General features: G+C 43.7%; 22 protein-coding genes. 13 read left to right on the forward strand and 9 right to left on the reverse strand.

Annotated features, from left to right (window positions below; genetic code table 11):
• Positions 1–107: 107 nt before the first annotated feature.
• The 6 genes from CBM24_RS11770 to CBM24_RS11795 form a co-directional block, all read right to left on the reverse strand.
• Complete coding sequence (locus CBM24_RS11770; RefSeq protein ID WP_262507997.1) at positions 108–761, reverse strand: DUF4998 domain-containing protein; 654 nt, start codon at positions 759–761, stop codon at positions 108–110.
• A gap of 42 nt (positions 762–803) precedes the next feature.
• Positions 804–1,025, reverse strand: coding sequence for a hypothetical protein (locus tag CBM24_RS11775; RefSeq protein ID WP_088161385.1), 222 nt, complete (start codon positions 1,023–1,025; stop codon positions 804–806).
• A gap of 132 nt (positions 1,026–1,157) precedes the next feature.
• Positions 1,158–2,198 carry a serine hydrolase domain-containing protein gene (locus CBM24_RS11780; RefSeq protein WP_088161386.1) on the reverse strand — a complete coding sequence of 347 codons (1,041 nt, stop codon included), beginning with the start codon at positions 2,196–2,198 and terminating at the stop codon, positions 1,158–1,160.
• Complete coding sequence (locus CBM24_RS27915; protein ID WP_088161387.1) at positions 2,186–2,548, reverse strand: serine hydrolase domain-containing protein; 363 nt, start codon at positions 2,546–2,548, stop codon at positions 2,186–2,188. Before CBM24_RS27915 ends, CBM24_RS11780 begins: the two co-directional genes overlap by 13 nt.
• 94 nt (positions 2,549–2,642) lie before the next feature.
• On the reverse strand, positions 2,643–3,293 hold the full coding sequence (locus CBM24_RS27725) for a hypothetical protein (RefSeq protein WP_088161388.1): 651 nt from the start codon (positions 3,291–3,293) through the stop codon (positions 2,643–2,645).
• Between the two features lie 41 nt (positions 3,294–3,334).
• On the reverse strand, positions 3,335–4,198 hold the full coding sequence (locus CBM24_RS11795; protein WP_232475769.1) for a helix-turn-helix transcriptional regulator: 864 nt from the start codon (positions 4,196–4,198) through the stop codon (positions 3,335–3,337).
• Positions 4,199–4,605: 407 nt separating this feature from the next.
• On the opposite strand from CBM24_RS11795, the gene CBM24_RS11800 reads away from it, so the two are divergent.
• The 10 genes from CBM24_RS11800 to CBM24_RS11835 all read left to right on the forward strand — a co-directional run bounded on the left by CBM24_RS11800 (position 4,606) and on the right by CBM24_RS11835 (position 17,769).
• A complete protein-coding gene (locus tag CBM24_RS11800) occupies positions 4,606–7,659 on the forward strand; it encodes a SusC/RagA family TonB-linked outer membrane protein (protein WP_088161390.1) in 3,054 nt (1,017 codons plus the stop codon).
• Between the two features lie 25 nt (positions 7,660–7,684).
• Positions 7,685–9,052, forward strand: coding sequence for a RagB/SusD family nutrient uptake outer membrane protein (locus CBM24_RS11805; protein WP_088161391.1), 1,368 nt, complete (start codon positions 7,685–7,687; stop codon positions 9,050–9,052).
• 38 nt (positions 9,053–9,090) lie between these two features.
• Complete coding sequence (locus tag CBM24_RS11810) at positions 9,091–10,440, forward strand: beta-carotene 15,15'-monooxygenase (protein WP_088161392.1); 1,350 nt, start codon at positions 9,091–9,093, stop codon at positions 10,438–10,440.
• Positions 10,441–10,463: 23 nt separating this feature from the next.
• Entirely contained in the window at positions 10,464–11,933 is a 1,470-nt protein-coding gene (locus CBM24_RS11815) for a hypothetical protein (RefSeq protein ID WP_088161393.1), read from the forward strand.
• A gap of 21 nt (positions 11,934–11,954) precedes the next feature.
• Complete coding sequence (locus CBM24_RS11820; RefSeq protein WP_088161394.1) at positions 11,955–13,406, forward strand: MBL fold metallo-hydrolase; 1,452 nt, start codon at positions 11,955–11,957, stop codon at positions 13,404–13,406.
• Between the two features lie 32 nt (positions 13,407–13,438).
• Entirely contained in the window at positions 13,439–14,110 is a 672-nt protein-coding gene (locus CBM24_RS11825) for a hypothetical protein (RefSeq protein ID WP_088161395.1), read from the forward strand.
• Between the two features lie 193 nt (positions 14,111–14,303).
• Entirely contained in the window at positions 14,304–14,465 is a 162-nt protein-coding gene (locus CBM24_RS27275) for a hypothetical protein (RefSeq protein ID WP_153847574.1), read from the forward strand.
• Between the two features lie 20 nt (positions 14,466–14,485).
• Complete coding sequence (locus CBM24_RS11830) at positions 14,486–15,913, forward strand: phytoene desaturase family protein (RefSeq protein ID WP_088161396.1); 1,428 nt, start codon at positions 14,486–14,488, stop codon at positions 15,911–15,913.
• A 500-nt stretch (positions 15,914–16,413) separates the two neighbouring features.
• Entirely contained in the window at positions 16,414–16,572 is a 159-nt protein-coding gene (locus CBM24_RS27280) for a hypothetical protein (RefSeq protein WP_157698442.1), read from the forward strand.
• A 603-nt stretch (positions 16,573–17,175) separates the two neighbouring features.
• Complete coding sequence (locus CBM24_RS11835; RefSeq protein ID WP_088161397.1) at positions 17,176–17,769, forward strand: TlpA family protein disulfide reductase; 594 nt, start codon at positions 17,176–17,178, stop codon at positions 17,767–17,769.
• A gap of 140 nt (positions 17,770–17,909) precedes the next feature.
• Here CBM24_RS11835 and CBM24_RS11840 read toward each other — a convergent pair whose 3' ends face one another.
• The 3 genes from CBM24_RS11840 to CBM24_RS11850 form a co-directional block, all read right to left on the reverse strand.
• The gene (locus CBM24_RS11840; protein ID WP_070566486.1) at positions 17,910–18,101 is read right to left on the reverse strand and encodes a cold-shock protein; all 192 of its coding nucleotides are present in this window, start codon (positions 18,099–18,101) and stop codon (positions 17,910–17,912) included.
• 353 nt (positions 18,102–18,454) lie between these two features.
• Positions 18,455–19,510, reverse strand: a complete 1,056-nt coding sequence (locus tag CBM24_RS11845) for a 3-oxoacyl-ACP synthase III family protein (protein WP_088161398.1) — start codon at positions 19,508–19,510, stop codon at positions 18,455–18,457.
• A 147-nt stretch (positions 19,511–19,657) separates the two neighbouring features.
• On the reverse strand, positions 19,658–20,800 hold the full coding sequence (locus CBM24_RS11850) for a DUF4932 domain-containing protein (RefSeq protein WP_088161399.1): 1,143 nt from the start codon (positions 20,798–20,800) through the stop codon (positions 19,658–19,660).
• A gap of 271 nt (positions 20,801–21,071) precedes the next feature.
• On the opposite strand from CBM24_RS11850, the gene CBM24_RS11855 reads away from it, so the two are divergent.
• Genes CBM24_RS11855 through CBM24_RS11865 form a run of 3 tightly spaced genes read left to right on the forward strand, consistent with a single transcriptional unit; the run spans position 21,072 to position 25,782 of the window.
• Positions 21,072–21,596, forward strand: coding sequence for an RNA polymerase sigma factor (locus CBM24_RS11855; protein WP_088161400.1), 525 nt, complete (start codon positions 21,072–21,074; stop codon positions 21,594–21,596).
• A gap of 38 nt (positions 21,597–21,634) precedes the next feature.
• On the forward strand, positions 21,635–22,738 hold the full coding sequence (locus tag CBM24_RS11860) for a FecR family protein (RefSeq protein WP_232475770.1): 1,104 nt from the start codon (positions 21,635–21,637) through the stop codon (positions 22,736–22,738).
• A gap of 5 nt (positions 22,739–22,743) precedes the next feature.
• Positions 22,744–25,782 carry a SusC/RagA family TonB-linked outer membrane protein gene (locus CBM24_RS11865; protein ID WP_088161402.1) on the forward strand — a complete coding sequence of 1,013 codons (3,039 nt, stop codon included), beginning with the start codon at positions 22,744–22,746 and terminating at the stop codon, positions 25,780–25,782.
• The last annotated feature ends 24 nt before the right edge of the window (positions 25,783–25,806 follow it).

A 25,806-nucleotide genomic window follows, 5' to 3' on the forward strand; every position in this document is an offset into this window, starting at 1 on the left:
TTATCTGAGCCTAATATGTGCTTCATCTGTTAAATTAATCGCATGGCGATCGGTTTTAAAAATCCGCCTAGACTTACCATGCGGATTTTTAAGTTAAAAAAGAGAACTTAGTTGATAAGAAGTGTGTCTGTATAAGACGCTGTAAATACATCAATTGCATTCTTGACAGGTATAAATGAAGACTTCAAAAGTACTTTCTCACCTGTTTTCCAATTTGGTAATACGATCTTCAGCGAATCAGGATGCAAAGACAGATTTACTCTTACACCGAGGTTATTTGTATCACTAAGTTTGGTATCTACATTGATTGTATCGGTGTTTGCGGCAAAGTTGAGGGTTAAATTTGTCAAATTTAAACTACTTGTCGTAAATCTTCTATTCCGCAGTGAGCTCACATATAGGGGACCATATACTTTTACTGCTGTCAATGTCTGGCCTATCGATTTATTTCCGGCTCCATCCATCGTGTACAATGTGAAATCCTGGATATATTCACCAAGATTGGACAAGATTACCTTGACGGTATCTTTGGCCATTTCATTATTTGCAGGGATTACAAGTGAATCTCGCCTGCTATTGTAATGGATTATGTATTTTACAATACTGCGGCCAGGACTAGGTCTCCAAGTGAGCTGTACGCGTTGATTACCCGGATTTGAAATAAAATTAGATACAGGACCTGTATAGACAATCTCCTTTCCCATATAATAGCGGTCATAGTTATAGCCTTCTTTATTACAAGCTGCTAGCGAGAACAGCAATAGTAGTAAGCTGGCTGAGTGTTTTTGACCGGATTTTCAAATTTACTTGAAGATCTCGGTAGGAGCAGTTCCCGACCAGGATTTTGGTAGATTCTTTAATCCAAATAGGCGGGCCAAGATCCACGAGGTATTTCTATTGCTATTGAAGAAAGCGTTGGTGCTGCCTAGGTTTTTGATTTTTTTGCCCATAATGCCAAATGGGATCTGCATTTCGTTCATGCTCGTGCCACCGTGCCCCTTTTTGATGCCACCATTGTCGGTCATAAATATACATAAGTTTTATAATACTAAACAAAGTTTATTTATACTGTATTTTTATACGGTTAAATTTGTGTGAAATCGTCAGGTGTTATTGCAGGCGATATACTACATATGATAACCTCTAAGGGAAGCAACTCAGTCTTTTTTCCATAACAATTGATTGAGGTTTAACAGTAAAGTCTTTCTTTTTTTATCGGGAATAAATTCGAAACGGACGGATCTGCCCGTTTGATCGGTGAGGACCATCGTGTTGCTGCCTGAAAATTGGAGGGCGGTATGGGGAAAGCGGTCGGCGAGATAAGTCGTATATAATTTTCCATCTTCCTGATATATCCGAAAAGACGCCGCACCGCCCACCAGGGAATAATTTCCGATATATTGGGCCAGATCGGTTATTGGGGCTTCGGTAAATGCCGGTAGCACAAGCTTAGCAATATAGGCGTCAAACCTGTTGAATTCAAAATCGCTTGTGTTTGTCAGAATCACCCATCCGATCTCAAGCTTGGGATGAATGACGATTTCACAGCGGAACCCCAACATGGCTCCCTCATGCCGTAGATAGGGATAATCCCGTTGCCACCCGATTCCGAACGATTGCATCATTCGAATGGATCTGGCGGGGAGCAGGGAATTATTGTACGTCAAATGCGCACTGATAAATTTTGCGAGATCTCTGGCCGTAGCGTACATACCCGATGCTGGGGCCATGGCATTGGCATGGAACTCGGGCGTTCGAATAAAAGCCTGTTGTGTAGCAGCGTACCGGTAACCTATGGCAATCGTATTCTCTTTGCTGCTCAGGGTTGCAACACCGGTATTGGAAAGCCCTAAGGGTTCGCAAATCGCAGATTTTATATAATTCTCGTAGCTCGTTTTTGCCGCTTTTTCCAGCGCTAGCCCCAATAAACTATAGCCCAGATTGGAGTAATGACGCTGATCTGTAGGGAGGTAGTCAAACGCTGGATACTCTTTTTTGATTTTTCCGAGTGCGTTTAGAAAAGAAGCCTTATCCGATGAATTTAGGGTGGCCACTTCTTTCTGCTCAACCAGTAGTTTCTCGGCGTTGCGGAACAGGTTAAATTCTGAAGGTGAGTTGCGCGGAAGCCCCGAAGTATGGGTAGCGAACTCCAGTAAGGAAGCAGCCTCGGTAGGGCCATCAAAGGTCAGTCCCGCAATTCAAGGACATATTTTCGGACATCATCGTCCAGCTGCAACATGCCTTTTTCTCGGAGTTGCATAAGCATAGTTGCTGTAAACATTTTACTTACCGACTGGATCTGATATTTGGAATCAATGGTTGCCGGGATTTTCTGATCCAGATCTGTAAAACCGTCTGAACCCGAAAAAATAATGGAGTCTCGGTGTACGACTGCCAGAACAACACTAGGCGCATGGTACCGCTCTTTAAATCCCGTGATGCCGATCTCCAATTGCTGGCGGATGGAATCGCTTATGCCCGTTTGCGCATAGCTGGGCTGGTAAACGGCAATACTCAGGAGAACTAGATTAAAAAGTAATTTTCTCATCGTTATATTTTTCAGTAAATATACTATGGTTCAGTCTGTTGCTTTGTGTCGGTAGCGGTGCCATTCTTACGCCATTTTTACGTCAGCGGTAATATTAAAGTATATTGGGTATAAATTGGATCGGATTGTCCGTTTTATTGAGATGAAATGAGATGACCAAGGTGGTGATAAGCTGAAAAGAAAGCATAAACCAATATACCCATATAAAAGTGGGGATGTCGAGCATGGAGGCGGGTATAGTCGGAAACAAAAAGATAAAAAGCGGTACCGCGATCATGAGTAGGATGGTTGCTATTGACCATATGATCTGAAAGCTAAGAATTTTTAAAGCTGTCACCCGATTGATTGCATGATTTAGTTTCTTTTTGAAGATGAAGAAAAAAACAGCTGTTGATATCAGGTTGGAAAAAGGAAGCAATAATACCGTGAGCGAACTGAAATTAATATATTTAATTGCCCTGCTAGCGTCACGCCTGATGCTGGCGTTGTCGGTTGATTCCGTAGCTGGTACTTTCTGAAGCTGATCGGCTTCCTTTTCATCTGGAGCTCCCGGTTCAAAACAAATCGTCTGCGGGTCAGCCTCAAGTGTTGCACACAATTTTTTTACGGAGCATTCGTGAAATGCAAGTACCTCAGCACCCTGTGCGGCGGCCTCTTGCGCAAGTCGTTCGATAATGGCTAGGTTATAAGCCTTGTTCGCACTCTTGTGCTCAAATTGTGCCGTAGCAATTTTTAAGTTGTCCATATTTCTTTAATTGATCTATAGACAACGCTACACGCTGGGCCTTAGCTGAAATTGTATAAACCCGACATCTCAGTAGATGCGTTTTTAAATTCCATAAAGTTGATTGCGAGCCGATTTGTACTATTTAAATATTCCGAAGGTGTGATGCCGGTATATTTTTTAAATGCCCTGATGAGGTGGGACTGATCAAAATATCCACTTTCGTGGCTGATCGTTGTTAAGCTCGTTTCAGCTGATTTGCTGCGTAGCAATTTCAAAAAGGAGTGGAATTGGACAATATTGCCAAATTTTTTTTGGCTCATTCCAACCTGTTCCGCAAATATTCTTTCCATATGCCGTTCGGTGTAACCGCTGTATTGCACAATTTGTCCTACGGTAATCAATCCCCTTTGCGCTGTGATATGTTGCAGAACTGGAGGGAGTGGTCCCTGATTTGGATACTTCTGCCGGACGGCATATGCATAAAAGAAGGTATTTAATGCATGTAGTTTTTCAGTTGAGGACTTCGCACGCATCAGGCTGTCATATAGCCTGATAACGGACTGTGCAAATACATCTTGCGTAACAATAATTTGATCTTTTAGTACGTGGGCAGGGATACCGAGTAACTTATAGAGCCCATCGGGTTGGAAGACAATAATAACAAATGAAGTCTGTGTCAGCAGGGCGAGATCTTGGAAATGACTGATCTGACCATACAAAAATGAAGCGGGGAGCTGCTGACTTTCGTTGATGGACAGCTGTCCCTCATTGAGAAGAAATACCATTCCAGTGTTGCCATCGGAAAATAACCGCAGTTTTTTATGCTGATCACCATCACTTTCCAAAAAAAGATAGTGCTTGATGTAGGGCGATAAAATTTCTGGAGGAAATAGCTGCATGATCTGATCGGTAATTGACTGCACTCAAATGTACATATTTCCGTTAGCTTTTCTTTACCAATTTACTCAATTTTTGCTGGGAGAAAAGATAGTTGAAAATAAAGTCTACTAATATTGTAGATTTTATTTTATGTTTACTATATTTGTTTTATCAACCTAGGAGATAAGCTTGCCTTTCTTACAAGCCATATCTTCCGCACGTAATGATTACAATGTTTAACTTAATTCATTATTTATGAACTGCACATTTTATCTTAACCCTTCCCAATCGAGCGCAAGTCTGCGCAACTGTAAATCCTTTTGTTCTGATTTCAATAGGCGAATGTGTAGCTAAGTCTAGTGGAAAGGATCTCTTTCCATAAAAGCAGCTTTTCTGACAAGTAATCAATTGGCGTTGGCACTTGTAAATATTCACTGTTAAAATTTTACCTATGAAAAATAGCGTATGGAAGTACGCCGTGACGATTTTTTTGTCACATGGTTTACTATTGCCTGCATTTTCGCAGCAATCTGAGCCACTTATTAACGCAACTTTAAAAGGTGTTGTATTGGATTCGATTACCAATCGACCTATTGAAGGCGTTACCATAAAGCTCGAAGGTGTTACTCATCAAGTAAAGACCGATGCGTCGGGAAGATTTCAGTTTGTCACCGGGCAACGACTTCCGTTGACATTCTCAACTTCATTTTTGGGATACAAAGGTCGAAAGATTACTGCACGGGAGGCGCAGATTCAGATCTTGCTTCAACCTAGCGTTTCTGATCTGGATGAAGTGGTCGTCGTAGGCTACGGTGTACAAAAGCGAAGAAATCTGACGGGAGCAGTTGCCAAGATTGACGCTGCCGAAGTCAACAAAATTCCGGTAGCAAGTTTTGATGCCCAGTTGCAGGGCAAGCTTTCCGGTGTGCAGGTTTCTACCAACTCGGGTGTCCCCGGCGAAAGTATTTTCCTGCGGGTTCGCGGAACGACATCCATCAACTCCAGTAGCGATCCCTTATATATTATTGATGGCGTATTCTTAAATAATACTTCGCTCCAAAATATCGGGCTTGGTGGACGGACCAGTTCACCGCTCACGGATATCAACCCAGCAGATATCGAGTCGATTGAAGTGCTGAAGGATGCTTCAGCAACCGCGATCTATGGTTCCCGGGGTGCCAATGGTGTGATCATCATTACCACAAAAAAAGGAAGTTACGGTAGCCGTACCAAAATTGACCTCAACCTGCAGGGGGGCTGGGCCGAAGCCAATAAATCCTTGTTGCCAAAATTGGCTACAGGTCCCGAAACGGCGACCCTCGCCAACGAGTGGTGGATAAACTCCGGATTGGACAATCCGGCATTGAAACAGACTTTCGCCAACAGGCTTTATCGTCCAGTTTCGGAAGGTGGGAAAGGAAATCCCGAAGATCAGCCTACCTATGATCGTCTTGGTTTCCTGTTGCGTCATGGGAAGCTGCAGGATTATAACATCGGTATACAGGGGGGCGGCGACAAATCGAGATTTTATATCGGCGCTGGCTACACAGGGCAGGAAGCTTTTATAAAGGTCATTGATTTCTCGCGTACCAATCTCAAGTTTAATTTCGACCATCAGATCAGTAGCCGTGTCAGAATCGGCCTGACAAATAATTTTTCCAGAACCTACCGCAATCAGGCGCGTACAGGTGATGGCCCTCAGGTAAGTCTTTTCAATTCCGCCGTTTCTTCGGCAACGAATGTCCCTATATTCAATACCGATGGATCACTCAATGGTACCGATAATACCTATACACTGGTGGACAACTACGATGTCAACACCACAAGTCTGCGTTATGTTGGAAGTGCCTTTGCGGAAATCGATCTAGTGAAAGGACTGAAATTCAAATCCAGTTTTAGTGCCGACTATAACCTATACGATGAATCACAATACTGGAACAGTAAAACCAGTATAGGCATTGCGAATAACAATCAGGCGACCTCGGGAATATCGAGAAATGCTACCTGGATCAACGAACAAACCCTGACGTACCAAAATACCTTCGGCAAGCATAGCCTGAATGCTATTTTGGGAAATACCTTGCAGAGCAACATACTTGATTACAAATACCTGGAGGGGAATGGTTTCGCGAATGATTCCTTTAAACAGATCTCATCGGCAGCCAATATCATTGCATCCGACAATTGGACTAAATATACGATTGCATCCTTTTTTGGAAGAGTAGGCTATAGCTATGCAGACCGTTATTTTGCGGAGGCAACGCTGCGGGCAGATGGCTCGTCCAAGTTCGGTGCCAACAACCGATGGGGCTATTTCCCAGCTTTTTCGGCGGGCTGGCGGATTAGCCAAGAAGCCTTTCTGGCAGATCAAACCTGGTTAAACGACCTGAAAATTAGGGCTTCCTATGGATTGACCGGCAATCAGGCCGGAATCAGCAATTTCGCCGCCAGAGGTCTTTGGTCGGGCAATGAAAAATATGCCGACAGCTATGGCAAGGTGTTGCCAAGTACAGGTCCTTTCCAGTTGGGGAACGAAAATTTGCGCTGGGAGAAAACAGCGCAGGCAGATCTTGGGCTGGATGTGGCGCTATTCAAAAACCGCCTGTCCATTACAGTAGATCTTTATCATAAATATACCTCCGATCTACTCCTCGAACGACCTATTGTCGGCAGTTCAGGTTTTTCAAAATACTGGGCCAATGTGGGCGAGATCAGCAATAAAGGCTATGAAGTGTTGATCAATTCACTCAACGTGAAAACAAAAGACTTTGCCTGGAATACAAGCTTCAACATTTCGGGAAATACGAATAAAATAGAGAAACTGCCCACGCAGATTACCCAGTATACCCGCGATTGGGTTATCTTGAAAGAAGGTTATTCGCTCAACTCATTCTGGCTTTATGAACAACTTTCGGTCGATCCACAGACCGGAAAAGCCGTGTTTGAAGGACAGCTGAGCGATGGTTCTTTGCCTACTTCCGCACGTAAGGTATTTCGGAATGCTTATCCCAAATTTTATGGAGGTATAGGCAATACCTTTACCTATAAAAACTTTGATCTGGGTGTAGACTTTAGTTTCCAATATGGCAATTATGCCGTTAACCTCAACCGCTACTTCAGGGAGCGTAACCCGAGCAGCGGTGGCGTATTTCAAAATGTGCTAAACAGATGGCAACAGCCTGGTGATATCACCGATGTGCCACGACTGACTTCGGAGGGGCTCAACTATACCATCGATGCCAATAGCCGCTATCTGGAAGATGCCTCGTTTTTAAAGCTCAGACAGCTGTCTTTTGGTTATAAATTACCAAAAGAGCTGGTCGAGCGGGCAAAATTGACTGCTGCGCGGATCTATTTTGTTGGCTCGAACCTCTTTGTCTGGAGCAAATATACAGGCGATCCCGAATCGAATGTCACCAGCAACCCAAATGCGCAAGGGATAGGCACATTTGGAACGCCACCGCAGCCCCGTACGTTTCAGCTTGGGCTCAATGTAACCCTTTAAACGTTAACCTTAATCCGTAAAGCTCATGAAAAAAATTATATATTTCCTTTATCCGCTTCTTGTCTTTCAGCTCAGTAGCTGCAGCTCGTTTTTAGAGGTCGAGCCCAAGAATTCAGTGTCTGATGAAGTAACCATCGTTGACGGGAGCTCTGCCGCAACAGCCGTGCGGGGTATTTACTCGGCACTTCGGTCCAACGATTACTACGGCTATAGCTTTCAGCTGCTGGGATTCTTTTCGGCAGACAACATCGTCTATCGCGGTAGTCAAACTGTCCATCAGACCTTGACCAATCATACGGTAAAATCTGAGCTCGCTGTGCTTGCTACGGCATGGAATCAGATTTATGCCACTATCAACAGGGCCAACCATGTGATCACCAAAGTACCTAACCTGGCGCTGACGACCACTTTTACTGAGGCCTATCGAAACCAGCTTGTTGGGGAGGCTTATTTCGTGCGTGCATTGGCCTATTTTGATCTGGCCAGAACCTGGGGGGGGGTACAGATCGTGCTGCAGCCAACGACTTCGGCGAGCAGTCTGCCACAAGTCCAAAGGAGCTCTTTGACTAACACCTATGCACAGGTATTGCAGGATCTACAAAAGGCCGAACAGCTGCTTCCCAATGAAACCAACCGTATCCGTGCGACCAAGAAGACTGCGCGAGCGCTGCTGGCAAGATTCTACCTGTATCAAAAAAACTGGTCTGAAGCCATAAAATATGCCTCGTATATTATTGATGATAATACCAATTATGGTTTGGTGAGCCCATACCGCTCATTTTATGCCAACAATACCTCCAATACCAAAGAATCGGTCTTCGAATTGGTCTTTGATATCAACAATACCAGTGGTCAGGCCAGTCAATGGTTGTCGGGAAATAATGGGGGGACTGCCTGGATCAGACCTTCTCAGGCCATCTACGACCTGCTGGTAGATCCAGCTGTTGGTGGGGATCGGACGGCATTGGTATCCAAGACCTCTTCATCCACAGATCCGATTATCCTGATCGGCAATCTGTATTACCGAACAGACCGAACAGACCCCGTCTTTTTGATCCGTACGGCCGAGCTTTACCTCATCCGCGCCGAAGCATTGGCGCAACGTAATGGCTCGGGCGACCTGACAGCTGCATTGGCCGACTTAAATGCCATACGCTCACGCGCCAACATCAAACCCTTGCAAAGTCTCGAAGCGGCAGCGCTCCTGCAGGCCGTAGAAGATGAAAATCGCGTTGAATTTGCCCTGGAAAACCATCGCTGGTATGATCTGCTGCGGACAGGACGCGCGCAACAGGTGCTCAATATTTCCTCCGTGAATAGACTACTGCTGCCGATACCGTACGCTCAGGTTTCGATAGACCCGAATCTACAACAAAATCCAGGTTTGGATTGATCGGATGAATCATTTGTTTTTTATTTAATCGGATTGAAATGACAACATTTGCAGACTCTCATTTTTTTAAGCGCTATCGCTCAGCTATTTTATACATCGGCCTGATCTTCTTTTTGATACTCAGCATCCCGTATGACCCCAATCTTTTTACGGGGAGTTCATTTGCTGACTTGTTTTCATTGGAGAACTGGTTTGGATTGGCTACTTACCGCACTTCTTTTATCGCCGAAAGCCCTTTCGTAGGTAGCGATGTGCGCGGATACTACAACTGGGCAATTGCTCTGGCTCTCGCGCTATTGCTATTTTGGGCCTTTGGCCGTAAAATCAGGCAGACTTTTCAGGCCGATGACGATCGTGTGTTTTACTGGCTCCGCGTGCTGTTGCGTTATCGTTTAGCATTGGCCATTACTTTTATAGGTCTTGTCAAAATCATCCCTATACAACTTCCCGAGCCGACCATTAGCGAGCTGCATACCGAATACGGTGATTTCTTGCTCTGGAAGCTCTATTACCTGACCAACGGCATTGCAACCGCGGGATATTTACCGGTAATTGGTGCGCTAGAGATTGTGGGTGGACTCTTTTTACTGAACCGCCGTACAGCAATCATCGGTTCAGGATTACTTATCGCCGTATTGCTTAATGTCGTGATCGTTAATTATGTATACGAGATCGGTGAACAGGTCTATAGTTCGTTTTTACTATTGCTTGCGGTCGTTATCTTCTCGTACGACTGGCCCCGTTTTTATCAGCTTTTGATTAAAAAGGCAGCAACTATTCCCGATGGGTTTTGGCCTGTCTATGGCCGCAGCGTTGCGGGGATTCGCCCTTATTTGCAGGCCTTGTTCCTGCTGCTAATCGCTGTATTTAGCGTGCAGGCTTACCTGAGCCAGAAGAATTCCGATTACCCATTCCCCGATGAAAAGGGATTGGAAGGAGCAGCAGGCGTATACGATGTAAAAGACTTCGTCTGGAAAGGCGATACTATTCCGTATTCGTTGAGCGATACATTGCGATGGAAAGATGTGGTTTTTGAAAAATGGAATACGCTCAGTATTCGTGGAAACCGTTCTGTAAAGGTCGATAGCCTCAAACCGCGTATCGCCTTCAATCGCGAGCGTAACTACGAATACCTGGGCAATGGTGGGCGTGAATTCTTTGGCTATACGAGCAAGCAGGGAACTGATAAGCGCACAACCACGATCAAACTTACCGGAAAAGTGAGTAAAGGCCACACGTTTGCCTTTATTGTCGAAAGACCCGACAAACGGACAATTTTACTTGATGGAGTCAACCAGTTGGGCGACTCATTGCATGTACGGCTGGAGAAAGTGAACAAGAAATATCTGTTGCATGAAGGCCGCAGAAAACCAATCCGTATTTATTAACGATTCAAATTTAGACTAAGTTTATGGCAACGATTCAATATTTGGAAAGCATTCCGACCAGCCAGCAGGAGCGGGGTTGGAAGTACTGGGAGAAAGTAGGATTTAGATTTACGTTTATTTTCTTTATCCTGATGGTGGTACCCCTGGATTGGGAATGGTACGAAAAAGTTTTTAAACCAGAATCATTATATGATTGGATGGCAACGATCGCCGGTGGGTCGCGCACGGGTTGGATAGAAATAGACAGCGAAAGTGGCAAATGGGGTTTCGCATCGTATACGTCTTGGTGGCTCAATGGCCTGATAGCGGTGCTGGGTGCTTCCATCTGGACGATATTGGCCCGAAATAGTAAGGTGCAGCGCTATGATGCGCTGTACTATTGGTTGCGGGTATTGGTACGCTACCGCATTGCACTGGGGCTGATCGCCTTCGGATTTATCAAGTTCTTTCCCATGCAGATGCCATTTCCATCCCTTGCCAATCTGAATACCGATATCGGTGAATATGCCCCCTTTAAGTTGTATTGGCAAATCGTCGGTGTATCCTATAAATATGAGATCTTTTTAGGCTTTTTGGAGATAGCGGCGGGAAGCCTGCTCTTCTTTCGGCCCACGGTCGTAATAGGAGCCATTATCAATGCTGGGGTGCTCTTTAACATTGCCCACGCCAATATTGCCTACGATGGCGCAGTTCATGTATACAGTTCATATTTTGTATTGCTTTCCCTTTTTCTATTGCTGCAGTATCTGCCTGCAATCTGGAAGCTTTTTATCCTGCGCGAACCAGTAAGCACCTATTACTATGTGCCCAAGTTTGTCAGGAAGTGGAATAAGCCATTTTATTTTGGCCTAAAGGCAACCATTGTGGTCCTCTTTATTTTCGTTTACGGCTTTTATCGCTATGAGCGATTCTATGATGAAGGGCGTCTAAAGGAGCCTGTGCTTCCTGGACTGGCAAAAGCTGCGGGACATTATGAGGTTTCGAGTTTTCTGCTGAATGGAAAGTCTCAGGCTTATTCACCTGCCGATTCGGTACGCTGGCATGAGGCCTTTTTCGAACGATACTCAACCTTGGTCTACAAGGTCAATAAAGCCAATTCGATCGATCTTGGCAATGGTACCCCAGCTTTAAATGATGTGCTCAAAACTTACGAGTTTACAGGCCGGGCCGGAGGGAAGAACTACCTCTACTATGAAATAGACTCGACAGAACACGCACTTTATCTGATCGATAAGAATCAGAAATTCAGCAAGGAACAACGTAAAAAACTAGATAAAAAACTAGATGTGGGACTGAAAGCGCTGTATGGAAAAGCGCAGGGTGATAGTCTGCATGTGCTGAAATGGGTGTACGAACGACCAACAGCAGAAGAGATCAAACTCAAAGGGCTGGATGCTAGTGGTAATAACCTCGAAATTACCCTCAATCGCGTCAAAGAATCCTATCTCACCGGTAAAGAATGGTATATGAAAAATACACTATTTACCTACTAATTGTCTAAAAAAAAGAATGTTATGAATAGAAGATCATTTATCCATCGTTCAGCTGTCCTTTTTACCCTTGCTTCGGCAGGTCAGGGGGTATCCTGTTTTGGAAATACCAATAATTTTGCGAATGGCTACAGCATCAGGCAGTTTGAAGATGAAGGCTTGGCACAGTTTTCCTATGCGATCTTGGCCGATAAGAAAATTGTGCTTGTGGACCCGGCCCGTGATCCAAGGCCCTATTACGCTTATGCAAAGGAGCAGGGAGCGAAAATTATCGCGGTTGTGGAAACACATCCACATGCTGATTTTGTGAGTTCCCATCTGGAGATCCATCAGGATCTGAAAGTTCCGGTTTATGTCAGCAAGCTTGTCCGTGCGACCTATCCCCACCATACTTTTGACGATGGCGATACTTTAAAGATTTCGGACCAAATCGCGTTGCATGCCATCAATACAGCCGGACATTCACCAGATAGCATATCTGTTTTGTTAAAAGAAAATGGTCGCGATGTGGCGATCTTTTCGGGGGATGCGGTATTGATTGGTGGAGTTGGAAGGCCCGATCTGCGTCAGTACTCGGGAGAACAGGCTACGCAGCGTGAAAAACTGGCGCGGCAGCTCTACCACACCGTCCATGATATCTATGCAAGGTTAGGCGATCAGGTGCTTTTGTATCCAGCTCATGGCGCTGGATCACTTTGCGGAAATGCGATAAAGGGTGCTAAGCAAAGTACCATTGGTGCTGAAAGAACCCATAATTTGGCTTTTCAGCAAAAATCGGAAGAAGCGTTTGTCCAGCAGATTCTGGCAGACCGTCCGCCTGTACCGATCTACTTCCCTTATAATGTAGAATTGAATCGTCGGGGAGCAAAGCCATTATTGGCTTCGTTGTCGGGTATTTCAGTGGTTTCGGCAGCAGTGGTGCCCCATGCATTGAGCACTGTCCTCGATACCCGCCCCGCTTCAGAATTTAAGGCGTCACATTTTCCGGAGGCCATTAATATTCCCGAACGTAGCAAGTCAGAATCTTGGGTAGGGACTTTTATTGAACCGAAAGACGGCTTTTATCTTGTTGTCGATACGAAAGAACAAGGTCAGGTGCAGCTCGAAAAGCTGGCCAAAATTGGCTATGAGCAGTTTGTTAAAGGTATTGTGTTGTATGGGGATTTCGCGGGGCAACCTTCGACCGCTTTTGATCAGAGCGCTTTTAACAGGGCACAAGATCAATATTTTATAGTGGATGTACGTACGGCCGAGGAAGCTAAGACTGGACCAGTATTCAAAGGGGCACATAACATTCCGCTGGCCGAATTGAAGGCACATATTGCCGAGCTACCCGTGGATAAACCTATCGTGGTGCATTGCGCTTCGGGTTATCGCTCGGCCATTGCAAGCAGCCTCATCAATGAATGGGTGCCAAAAGCGCAGGTCTGGGATATCGGTGAACATATTAAAAGCTATAAGCAATCGGTGAATTAACGAGAGGAATTACACTTAAATGCATACATGATATGAAAGATTTAAAATTATTGGCTAGCATGTTATTAGCAGTGGTGGTGTTGCTCAATGTGACCAACTGCCAATCCAGGCAGGATACGAAGGAAGCCGTAAAAAATAGTCAGGTTTCGTTTAAAAAGCAAGAAGGAGTTCGCTTTAAGCAGGAACTTGAAAGCTTGAATAAAACGAACAAAGTGCCTGTACAAATTCCAGACAATCCACGGATCGTCTATGCAACCGAACAGGATGTGTTGGAGCTGGAAAATGGTATTGTCCTTTTTGGATGGCCCAGTTGTCCATGGTTTCGGAATGCCATAACGCCGCTGCTGGAATTTGCCCAGGAGGAGAAGGCGGCTATTTATTACCTCAATATTCACGATATCCGGGATCTTAAGGAGAAAGATAAGGAAGGTAAAGTGATCACGACCAAGGCCGGGAGCCCGGGTTATGAAGCTATTTTGGCAAAATTTCACGATGTCCTAAATCCTTATACAGCTGTGGGGATTGATTCCATTAAACGGATTTCTTCGCCGACGGTATTATTTATTGAAAAAGGTAAAGGCGTACATAAGGTTGTTTCTACGGTCGTGTCGCAGACCGATCCGAAAATCAAGCTCGATAGTACACAGCGACAGGAGCTAAAACAACGGTATCGCGCCTATTTTTTGGATGAACATATTATATAAATGATATTTCTTATAAAGTTGTTTGATAGGATTGTATATGAGTTCTAAAGATGGGTGCGGCCCGGAAAATAAATCCTTTCAATGCAGGTAAAAGTTTGTATCCAAGGGCATAAGTTGTAGTAAGGGAATCAGTAGCTGAAAACGCCATAAGGATACATGGTGTAAACATTATCGTAAATTAAATGGATAACATATGAAAAAAATAATCAATCTTGGACTTTTAGCGTTTGTTTTAACGACATTTACAGTCTCCTGCGGATCTGCAGGTAAAAAAAAGGATAATAGCAAATCGTTGTCCGATTCTACTTCGTCAAAGCGCTCAAAAAAGGAACAACCCAATACAGGCTGCGACTAGGAGTGATTAAAAACTAGCTTATGCGAAAATTTGATGCAATCATTATTGGTTCGGGACCAAATGGACTTGCTGCAGCGATTACCTTTCAGCAGCAGGGGCTGAGCACGTTGCTGATTGAGGGTGGCGATACAATCGGTGGGGGAATGCGAACCAAGGAACTTACAATTCCGGGTTTCAAACATGATGTCTGTTCGGCAATTCATCCCATGGCTATGGCATCGCCATTTTTCAGGAGTTTACCTTTGGAAGCATTTGGGCTATCTTTTGTTAAGCCTGAGTATGCGGCAGCACACCCATTGGACGAAGAGGAAACGGGGATTCTTTACCATAGTCTTGCCGAAACGGTAAAGGGTTTGGGGACGGATGGTGAAAGGTATCGTAAGCTGGTGGAAAAGGTCGTGACAGATTGGGAGCGCCTTGCGGCCGATATTATGGGACCATTATCCTTTCCGAAGCATCCTTTGTCTTTAGCCTCGTTTGGGCTGGATGCACTTCAGCCGGCAAGCTGGACAGCAAAGCGCTTTACTTCCGTGCAGGCACAGGCTTTATGGGCAGGGATGGCGGCTCATGGAATTCAGCCCCTAGACAACTGGACAACTTCTGCAATTGCCATTGTGCTTGCGGCGGTAGGCAACAAATATGGCTGGCAGATACCGATTGGCGGCTCGCAATCCATTGCCAATGCGCTGCTAGGCTATTATCAATCGTTGGGTGGGGAGATCCAAACGGGCTTTTGGGTAGAGGATGTTCGCGATCTACCATCCCATAAAGTCCTACTCTGTGATATCACGCCCAAGCAGTTGTTGCAGCTCAAAGGGATAGGTCTTGCTAGCGGATACCGTAGGCGCCTCGAAGGCTATAGGCAGGGTATGGGGGTATTTAAAGTCGATTGGGCATTATCAGAAAAGACGCCTTTTAAAGATCTGCGCTGTCAGCGGGCGGCTACGGTGCATTTGGGAAATACCTACGCCGAAATTGCCGAAAGCGAGCAGCGGAGCCATCTTGGGAAGCAAGTGGATAAGCCTTTTGTGCTGTTTGCGCAACAGAGTGCGTTTGATTCCAGCCGTGCTCCCGAAGGCAAGCATACAGGATGGGCGTACTGCCATGTTCCTAATGGTAGTAAGGTAGATTATACCGAAGCGATCGAAAATCAGGTTGAGCGCTTTGCACCGGGTTTTAAAGAAACCATTCTGGCCAAGCATACCTTTTCTCCTATGGAGCTCGAAGAGTATAACCCAAATTACATCGGTGGTGATATCAATGGCGGTATTATGGATATTTCGCAGCTGTACAGCAGGCCCATTTTGGCTCTAAATCCGTACCGAACCTCGGTCGACACGATTTATCTCTGTTCATCATCAACACCTCCGGGTGGTGGGGTGCATGGCATGTGTGGCTATCATGCTGCGCGTACAGCGCTCAAGGAACACTTCGGTTTGCTGTTGTAAACCACGCCGAATAAGCATTTCCTTATCTGCCTCTGTTTGTGGTCCTTGTGGCTACAGGTTGGAAGAGAATACCTACTTGGATTTTAGGACAAAGGACAGTCTGTTATTCCAGGTAGCTACAAATTCTGCTGAATTGCAAGCTGTACTTGCCCAGTTGCCACGGAATAAGTGATTTTAGCCGTTTTTTTATTTTTCCGCAGCATAAAGTCTTTAGAAAAAATAAGCTAATGGCTGTGAGTTTCTAATTTCGGCAGTATTTTTGCAACATAGGGCTACGAAAACACCCCAAATAATATGTTGCATTAGGCCAAGATAATTTCTTGGCCTTTTGTATGTAATTCCCCCTTTCGTATGTAGATAATATCCCAGGTTAATACTTATGATGGCAATATCGGTTTCGATGTTGCTTTTTCTATCGCTAAATACTAAATAAAAAGAAATAAATCGATAAGAAGAAATAAATCGGTGCGTACGGCAAGTATAAACTTAGGAAAGACACTTTGGCCGGGGTAAGCTGGGCTCCTGACGCAATAAAATGCCTACCAAGCTATGATGCCGAAAAAGAAAACTTTAACACAGGTCAGGCAAAAGTTCATCTTGCCATCGCAGGGCGTACTGTAGATGGATGGTATCCGATGGGTAAAGTTGATGTGTTATAAAGAGAACAATGTGTAACTATCTATTTATATTAACTAGGTCAAATGTCTTATTAATATAGATTTATTATTTTTTATTTTTGATATTGTGCCAGTTTGTCAGCCGTATACATAGGTACTCAATAGGCTTTAAAGAAGTGTCTTGATTTCCGAAAGCAGTGTTTGTAAATAGGGCTATCCTAGACTTTGCTACAGGAGAATGCGGTCAACTTGTGCATTATCTTGACGAATGGGGTCAAGGGCCGGCTCACTTCGTTGTTTTTGTGTGCTGAACGCCTCAATTTAGCTTTTGTGAGGATGGATTAGACTCTGGTTTTTGCCATGGAAATGTCGATGGTGCGCTGTTATTTTATAGGGATGTCGGACTGGCTCCATTCGGAAAATCATGAGCCGTAGAGCAAATAAATTAGAGTTGTTGTGTTTTTAATAAATATGCTAATTATTTATATACAGTGTATTGTGTGTTTTATATCAATTAAAAGTATAGGTTTTGTTTTACCTCATAAAGGCCGCTAAAGTGTCTTTGAAAAGACGATGTGTGGGATGAAAGGATGAAATGATTGTGGAAAAAAATCCATAAATTAGGGGAACTAAACAAGCTGTTTTATGAATGTAAAATTTATCCTAAAAGCTTTCTTATTATTTGCGCTTTGCCTGATCCATGTAATCGGTCATACGCAGGAAAGCAACAACAATAAGAAATTGTGGGCAAAATCAATTTTGAATCAAAAGGCGCCAAAACTTGAGGTGGAGCAGTGGCTCACAGATGTGCCTGATACAAAGGGTAAGTTTATCCTTATTGATTTTTGGGCTACTTGGTGTGGACCCTGCCGGAAAGTAATTCCCGAACTCAATGAATGGCATAAGAAGTATGGTGATAAACTCGTGATCATTGGCCTTTCGGATGAAAAAGCAGAGGTCATTAAAAAGGCGAAGGAGATTAAAATAGATTATTTCTCAGCGATCGATACGAAAGCGAAGTTGAAGAAACAGCTCGAAGTACAGGGAATCCCCCACTGTATTTTAGTAGATCCGGATGGCATTGTACGATGGGAGGGTTTTCCGACGTTAGAGGGGCATGAGCTCACCGATGATGTTGTTGCTGATATCATCAGAAAGTATTCCAGGAAGCGCGGGAGATTCAAAGATAGCAGTCCATACTTTCTGCGACAGGAAGAAGTGATGTTGGCTGGATTGTAAAAAGTCCTCCATATGCCAGACCGATCAATCGTCCGATTTTTTGCCGTACTTGGGTATGGAATAGATAAAAAAAAGTGTAACGGTTGCCCGTTACACTTCGCAAGAAGATAAATAAATTATCTTCTTGTGTGTTTACTTAATTATGCGATACGTACGTTAACAGCATTAACGCCTTTTTTACCGTTTTCTACATCAAATGTTACACTGTCATTTTCGCGTACTTCGTTGATTAAACCAGATACGTGTACGAAAATGTCGTCTCCACCACCAGCAGGCGTAATAAAACCAAAACCTTTTGTTTGGTTGAAGAATTTAATAGTTCCTTCTTGCATTGTTTTATAAATTATATTAAAGTAATCTGTACTGCACTATTGTTATAAATGAATATGAACAATAGTTAATCGATTTTTTGCAAGAAATAGGATCTGATTTTAATGATCTTGGATTGACTCAAGTCCAAAAAGGTCTTTACCTCCGTTTTGCTAACAAAAAAGCTTCTGAAAATGCGAAAACTGAGTGTTAAGTATAACTTGACGATTTCAGATAAGCAAAGGCGGAGCCGATTATAATACAAATTTAAGTATAAAATATTGATATATACAGTGTTTTGTTATTTTTTATGAAATAAATCCTATGCAGGCTCTGTGTTAGCATAATAGCTACACGATGTAGTCGCAAAATTACATTAAACCCGATAAGTAAAAGCATTGATATTCATACCGGCGCCAACAGACGCAAATAGGATGATATCGCCTTCTTGCAGGGATTGATTGTCTAACTGACCACGGGCAATGAGATCATAGAGCGTAGGAATGGTTGCCACACTGCTATTTCCAAATGTATGGATGGTCATTGGCATAATATCGGGCGGGGGTACTGTACCGTATAGTGCATAAAACCTCATCAGAATGGCTTCGTCCATCTTCTCGTTGGCCTGGTGGATCAGTATTTTTTTGATTGACGCGATATCGATATCCGCTTTTTGCAGGCAAGCCTGCATGGCTAAAGGAACTTTGCTGAGTGCAAACTCATAGATTTTGCGTCCTTTCATTTTAATATACCGTATATCAGGGTCCTGCTCTTGTTGATAAGAGCTTCCGAAATTGATATAGTTCGCTTCCTCAAGCGCATAAGTTGCGCTTTCATGCGATAGGAGCCCTTGCTCTGTCGTGGTGGCTTCGATGATTACAGCGCCAGCGCCATCCGCATAGATCATCGAATCTCTGTCAAAAGGATCTATAACACGGGAAAGCGTCTCTGCGCCAATGACCATACAGCGCTTTGCCATACCTGATTTTATGAAAGCGTTGGCATGCAATACGCCTTCGTTCCAACCAGGACAGCCAAATAGTAGATCATAAGCCACACATTTTGGATTGCTGATCCCGAGCTTTTTCTTCACCCTGCTTGCTAAACTGGGTACAGTATCCGACTGGATTTTGCCAGATTGCACATCGCCATAATTATGTGCAACAATAATATAGTCCAATGTTTCCGCAGCTATACCGGCGTCTTCAATGGCACGTTGACCAGCTAGGAAAGCAAGGTCTGAAGCCACTTGGTCAGGATCGGCATAGCGACGTTCCTCAATGCCAGTGATTGCCTTAAATTTTTCAATGACAGAAGCAGGCTCCTTGAACGGCAGCCTATTTTCATCCAAAAAAAGATGGTCGGCGAAGTCTGCGTTGGTTATTTTATGGGATGGAATATAACTGCCAGAACCGATAAATCTAATGTTCATAATTCTTTCTCCGTACGTATTGTGTTTAAATATATTTCGACGATCATCCCCTTGTGCTATGCTAATTCCTTATGGTCGTATACATTCACATTTCTAGCGGCTTATTTCCTTCTCAGCTTTAATTTACTAAATATTATCGGGATGGCACTAATTTTCTTTCTCACACCAGTCCAACAGTGGCTTGTATAAGCTCTGAATATCTTTCGGGTTATTGTCTTTATACAGGCGGAACAATTCGGCGTTAAATTCATCCGCTTTGGGAAATCCTTTTTTATTGACCATCATATCGTTGACGTTTTCAACAATCTGGCCAAAAAGATCATGATCATCTCCAAACTTGTCGTAACAATATAAGATGAAAAGTCCCCAGGTTAAATACTCATCAAATACTTTTACCGGACTTGGATAATGAACTGTACTTTTGTTTTCTATATCGACCCATAAGTCCCTATTGTTGAATATTGTATCGATCTGTTTTTTGTTTTTTTCGCTCAATGGACCTACGTAGTTGTGGTCTATCTCCGTGAAAATAATGCGTGTATTGAATGCTTTTTTGAATTTGGGGCTCCAGGATTCGTCTTCGCGGAGGGTGGGTAAAAAAAGCAAAATTTCTTTGAAACCTTTGTACTTGAAGGTGTGGGTCGCATTCATTCCGGCAATCAGGGGGGAAGTCAATACACGATAGCTATTGATTGTATAATCGAATTTCTTTTCTAACCATTCTTTTTGCTCGGCAATGGAAGCATACTCCTGATATGCTGTACGAAGGCTGTCGTAATAGCCTTGATGCTCTTTGTAGAATGTCCGGTATCCGCTCTTTCTAGCGAATTCTTCCAGGTCGTTTTTATAAGTAGGTATAGGATTTGATTTCACTTGATAATTTCCAACTCCTCTCGCTGGAAAAATATAGATGTTTGTAGGTACTAATTGGTCGTTTTTGAACTTAAAGCCATATACATTGGCCGCTAAGAGGAAATAGTTCGTTAGATTCGCTCGCAGTTGCTGGTCAAATTTCTTTACGATAGGCAGATTGGAAAATGGGGTAAAATGCGCTTTGACCTCTTCAAAATACGCCGTATTCTGCTTGGTCATGTTTGGATTTTCCTTACCAAAGTCAGTTATCGCAAAGATAATATAGATGAGTTCCTGTGCCTCATTGATTTCAACAGTTGTCTTGCCGTCGTTTTGGGCAATATAGGCTTTGCTAAAATCGACGTCTTTTTCTTGGCAGATGGCCAGGTTAGCTAGTAATACAAAGCATATTAAAATAAAAAAGATATTCCTTTTCATCGTATCGTTATTTCATATAATTATTGATAAGACATGTTGCTGATAGCGTAACGTTTTACCGGTTATGGTCATGTCTGATTGGGGATTTCACTATGAAATGAAATATTCCCGACTGCAATTATAGGGAGTTTTCTGCTTGTTTTATAATAAAATTTGTACAATCAGAAATGAATTCTGCTATTTGAAGAGGTTATATATTCAATTTGTTTAATTTAATATTGATCTTAACTTAATACTGAGGAAACCTTGTGCTTTTATTTTTGACAGCGCAATGGAACACATTCAGCCTATCAAATCTTCCAGTCAGCAAAGCTTCAATCTCGTATACGAAAAGTACCATCGACAGATTTACGGTTTTGTACTCAAGCGTACGCAATCGGATTATATTGCTGAGGAGGTAACGCAGCTGACCTTTATCAAACTCTGGAACCAAAGGGAGAAGCTCGACGAGCAGCTCAGTATTCTGTTGCAGCTTTTCGGTATGGCGCGGCAAGTCATGATCGATCTGCTGCGCAAGGAGGCTACACGTTTCAAATATGAAGGGCAGACAGCAGTGACACCTTTTACCGATAGTCTGATCCGGGCAATTGAAAATAAAGACCTTTTGCGTATGATGGAAAAAGATATCCAGAATATGCCGACGATGCGTCGGAAGGTCTTTGAACTGAGCCGTAAAGAAGGTCTTTCCCATAAAGAGATTGCCGCTCAGTTTTCAATTTCCACAAAAACCGTAGAACAGCATATCAGTAAAGCACTTCTTCAACTCAAACAACATCTCTATTCCATCATGCTATAAGTCCTTTATGTTAAGTATTGGCTCCATTTATTAAATAATTGTTAAGAACTAATGGATCTCGTGCTGGCCTGCGTAATAGGAGTATGAAGCATGATAAAAAGCAGCATCAGATCAAAAAGAAGATCTGGAAAATGCCCTTCTTCGTGAACGAACTTTTCAAGGACGAAGATTGGGAGAAATTTGATAGCACAGCAATGGAGGAGCCTGTGCCTACTGAAACGATGAAAACGCTTATACAGACTGCCATTCAAAATCAGGAAAAAGCGCAGGATCAAAAGGCATTACATCGGTATCGGTTGGTAAAGCTACTGCGATACAGTGCCGCAGCTGCAGTTCTCTTTTTCTTTTCCTTCCATTTTGTTACCTGGTGGACAAAAGATTCAGTTGTACAGCCAGATGCTCAGCGGTCCGCTGCTAAACCAGTTATAGCGCATCAAGATACAGTCTGGACTTCAATAGAAAATAAAAATCCCTATAGTATAACGCTGGATCTACCCGATGGATCCCATGTGCGGTTGTTCGCACAAAGCCATATTCGCTATGTGAAAAATTTTGTTGCCAATGCCCGTGATATTGAACTTAACGGTAAAGCCCACTTTGATGTAGCATCGGATCCGAAACGCCCATTTTCGGTGTTTGCCAGCGGGACTAAAACAACGGCGCTTGGTACATCCTTTACCATTAATACCAAATTGAAGCGTCAGGCTGTGACTGTGGCATTACATACAGGTAAGGTGCTTGTATCCTCGCTTACAAACGGTTTCAAACAGATTTTTTTAGCTGACCCGGGCCAAAAGCTGACGGTTGATTCACGGGGTGCAACAAGAATTGAAGCCGTCAATAAAAAACAGCCATTGAACACGCCAGGTCTGGCTGCCCCGGATTTATTAAATCTGAAAAATACACCGATGCCTGCTGTGCTAAAGGCGTTAGAAACAGCATTTAAAAAACAGATCCATTTGGGTGACAAGGGTATTGCCGCTATCCATTATACCGGTGAGATTGATGTACATCACGATTCATTGAAGGATATCTTGACAACAATCTGCCTGATCAATGAATTGCGCTTTGTCGCCAATGCGGATGGAAGTTATACACTATACAAACAGGAAAATACAATTACTGAACATCTAAATAACTAACAGATATGCTCAATAAGAAAAATCCACAAAAAAAGAACCTGCTTATTTTTGCGTTGCTTTCCGCTGGACTTACCCATGTACATGCGCAGCAGCAACAAGTAAAAGGGGCTGTACAAAATGAAAAGGGCGAGTTTCTCCCTGGAGTCAGTGTTAAGGCTATTCAGGTCAATGGAGGTCCCAGTGTGACCACCAGTACGAATAGCCAGGGGCTATTCCATTTTCAGAATTTAGTAGAACATGCAGGCTATCGATTTGTGTTTTCGGCGGTAGGATTTCAGTCCGATACGTTATCGGGTTATGTTATTGAAGCAAGAAAGCCTTTGTCGTTGAGTGTGAAGCTTCAGCATAATGCGGTTAAACTGGATGAGGTCGTCATTGGTTACGGCCGTGTATCCAGAAAGGATCTGACGAGTTCCATCAGCACCATCAAAGCGGAAGATGCGAACGTCGGCGTATTTACTTCGCCAGCACAGATGCTGCAGGGGAAAGTTGCCGGCCTGACGATTTCGAGCAATAACAGTAATCCCAATGCGACGCCTTCCGTTAGTCTCCGGGGAGCTTCAACGTTACGTAGTGGTGAAGCGATGGAACCCTACTATGTGATCGATGGGGTCCCGGGCGCTTCGCTGGCTTTGGTAGCGCCCGATGATATAGCCTCTATTGACGTGCTTCGCGATGCCTCAGCGACCGCAATTTATGGTTCAAAAGCGGCCAATGGCGTTATTATCGTTACAACGAAGCGTGGAAAATCAGGGCAGACCAATATCAATTACAACGGCTATCTGGCGATCGATAAAGTGGCTAAGCATTATGAGATGATGAATGCGGCGCAATACCGGTCTTATGTCAATGATAATGGATTTTCGATGGAACCAACGGACGACTTGGGGGCAGATACCGATTGGCAAAGAGCTGTTGAGCGAACAGGGATATCGAACAACCATAATATATCCATTCTTGGAGGAGCAGAAAAAACACAGTATAGCATCAGTCTCAATACCATCAAAAACAATGGCGTTATCAAAGGGACTGATATGGGGCGGCAGATTGCTCGAGCGTTTTTGCAGACCAAGGCGCTGAATGATCGGCTGACGGCTTCTTTCAATATCAACGCAAGTATCACCAAGCAGAATGATGTGCTTGCTTTGGATCAGGGACTCAGCGTTTATGATGCGATGTATTATTACCTACCTGTATCGCCATTACGAAATACCGATGGTTCCTGGTTTGAAAAAGCCGACCGTTCGCAATATGCCAATCCACTTTCCTTAATTGAAGAGAATACAAATTTTTCTAAAACTAAGGTGCTCCAGGCGCATGCAAAACTGGGCTATGAGATCTTGCCCGGGTTGACCTATAATATTGACCTTTCGCTGCAAAATAGGCAGTTTAACAATGCTCAGTACTACTCGATGTTTTCGATGGCAGCACGTGGTCAGAATGGCAAATCTATCCGTGCCGCGGTAGAAGATGAACGGAAAGTGATGGAAATGAACCTGAGTTATGAAAAGACATTCGCCGGAAAACATAAGGTAGCTGCACTGGCAGGTTATTCATGGGAGGAGAACAACAATAACGATGGCTTTCAATTGACGACTTCCGATTATTACAGTGACGATTTGAGTTATTATAATCCGGGTATGGCCAATGTAGTTGATTTGTTGGGCTTTGGGAACTATTATCTTTCCACCTTGCGTATGATATCTGTTTATGGTCGTGTGAATTATGCCTATAACAACAAGTATCTCCTACAGGCGACGGTAAGACGCGACGGTTCCTCGGCTTTCGGAACCAACAATCGTTGGGCGACATTTCCTTCGGTGTCTGCAGCGTGGCGCCTTTCGGAGGAATCATTCATCCGTGAAACCGGAATTTTTGATGACTTAAAGCTGCGTGCGGGTTTCGGGGTGAGTGGCAACTCATTGGGCTTTGACGCATTTACAGCGCAGTCTGTACGTGGTGCCTCATCCAAGTTTTTCGATTATGTAAGTGCCGATGGTCAGGTAAGCCCATTACGTACTTTGATGGTGCTGCGCAATAGCAATCCGAACCTCAAATGGGAAACAACCAGTATGATTAATCTAGGCCTGGATTTCGGATTTCTAAAAAATCGCCTGACAGGGTCTTTGGAGGTCTATAAAAAGAAAACGAGTGACTTGATTTATGATTATCAGGTAAGCAAATCGAAATATATTTATCCAACGCTGACTGCCAATGTTGGTGAAATAGAGAATAAGGGGATTGAACTGAGTCTGAATGCAAATGCCATTGATAAAGAGGATTTCAAATGGAATACCGGATTGGTGCTGTCCCACAATACCAATAAGGTGGTGAGCATTGCCAACGAGCAGTTTACGCAGGATTATATCGAATTGTCGGATCTGGGTGGTGCTGGGCAGACCAATGTTTTTCAGCAGAGGCTGACACCGGGAGCACCTATAGGTCAGTTTTATACCTGGGAATGGGCAGGCTACAACGATGAAGGGGTGTCGGTATTCTATACCCGAGATGAGAAAACGGGCGAGCGTACAGGCGAAACAACCACAACACCACAGAAGAAAGATCAGGCTGTAACGGGAAGTCCACAGCCCAAGTTGACACTGGGTTGGAACAATAGCTTGTCGTATAAGAATTTTTCTTTAACCGGAATGTTCCAAGGTGCTTTTGGACAGAAAATTATGAACGCTACCCGAGCGCGCCATTCAAACGTTGTTGGTAATGCTGGGCAGAAAAACGTGCTTGCGAGCGTTGTAGAAACCGAGCGCATGACGGATATCAATGCACATTACCTATCGGATCGTTACCTGGAGAATGGAAGCTATCTGCGCTTGGCTTATGTTACGTTGGCCTATACGATACCGATGAAAAATATACCGATTAAAAACCTAAGAGTATATGCAACGATGAACAACGTATTTGTACTGACGAAATATAAAGGTATTGATCCCGAGGTGGGCTTGGGAGGCCTAACTCCGGGAATTGATAACCGCCAGACCTACCCACGGACGCGAACGTTTATGTTTGGCCTTAACTTTAATTTATAAGACAGACCTGTGGGATGGAAAAAT

Source organism: Sphingobacterium sp. G1-14 (assembly GCF_002196555.1).
Classification (GTDB): Bacteria; Bacteroidota; Bacteroidia; order Sphingobacteriales; family Sphingobacteriaceae; genus Sphingobacterium; species Sphingobacterium siyangense.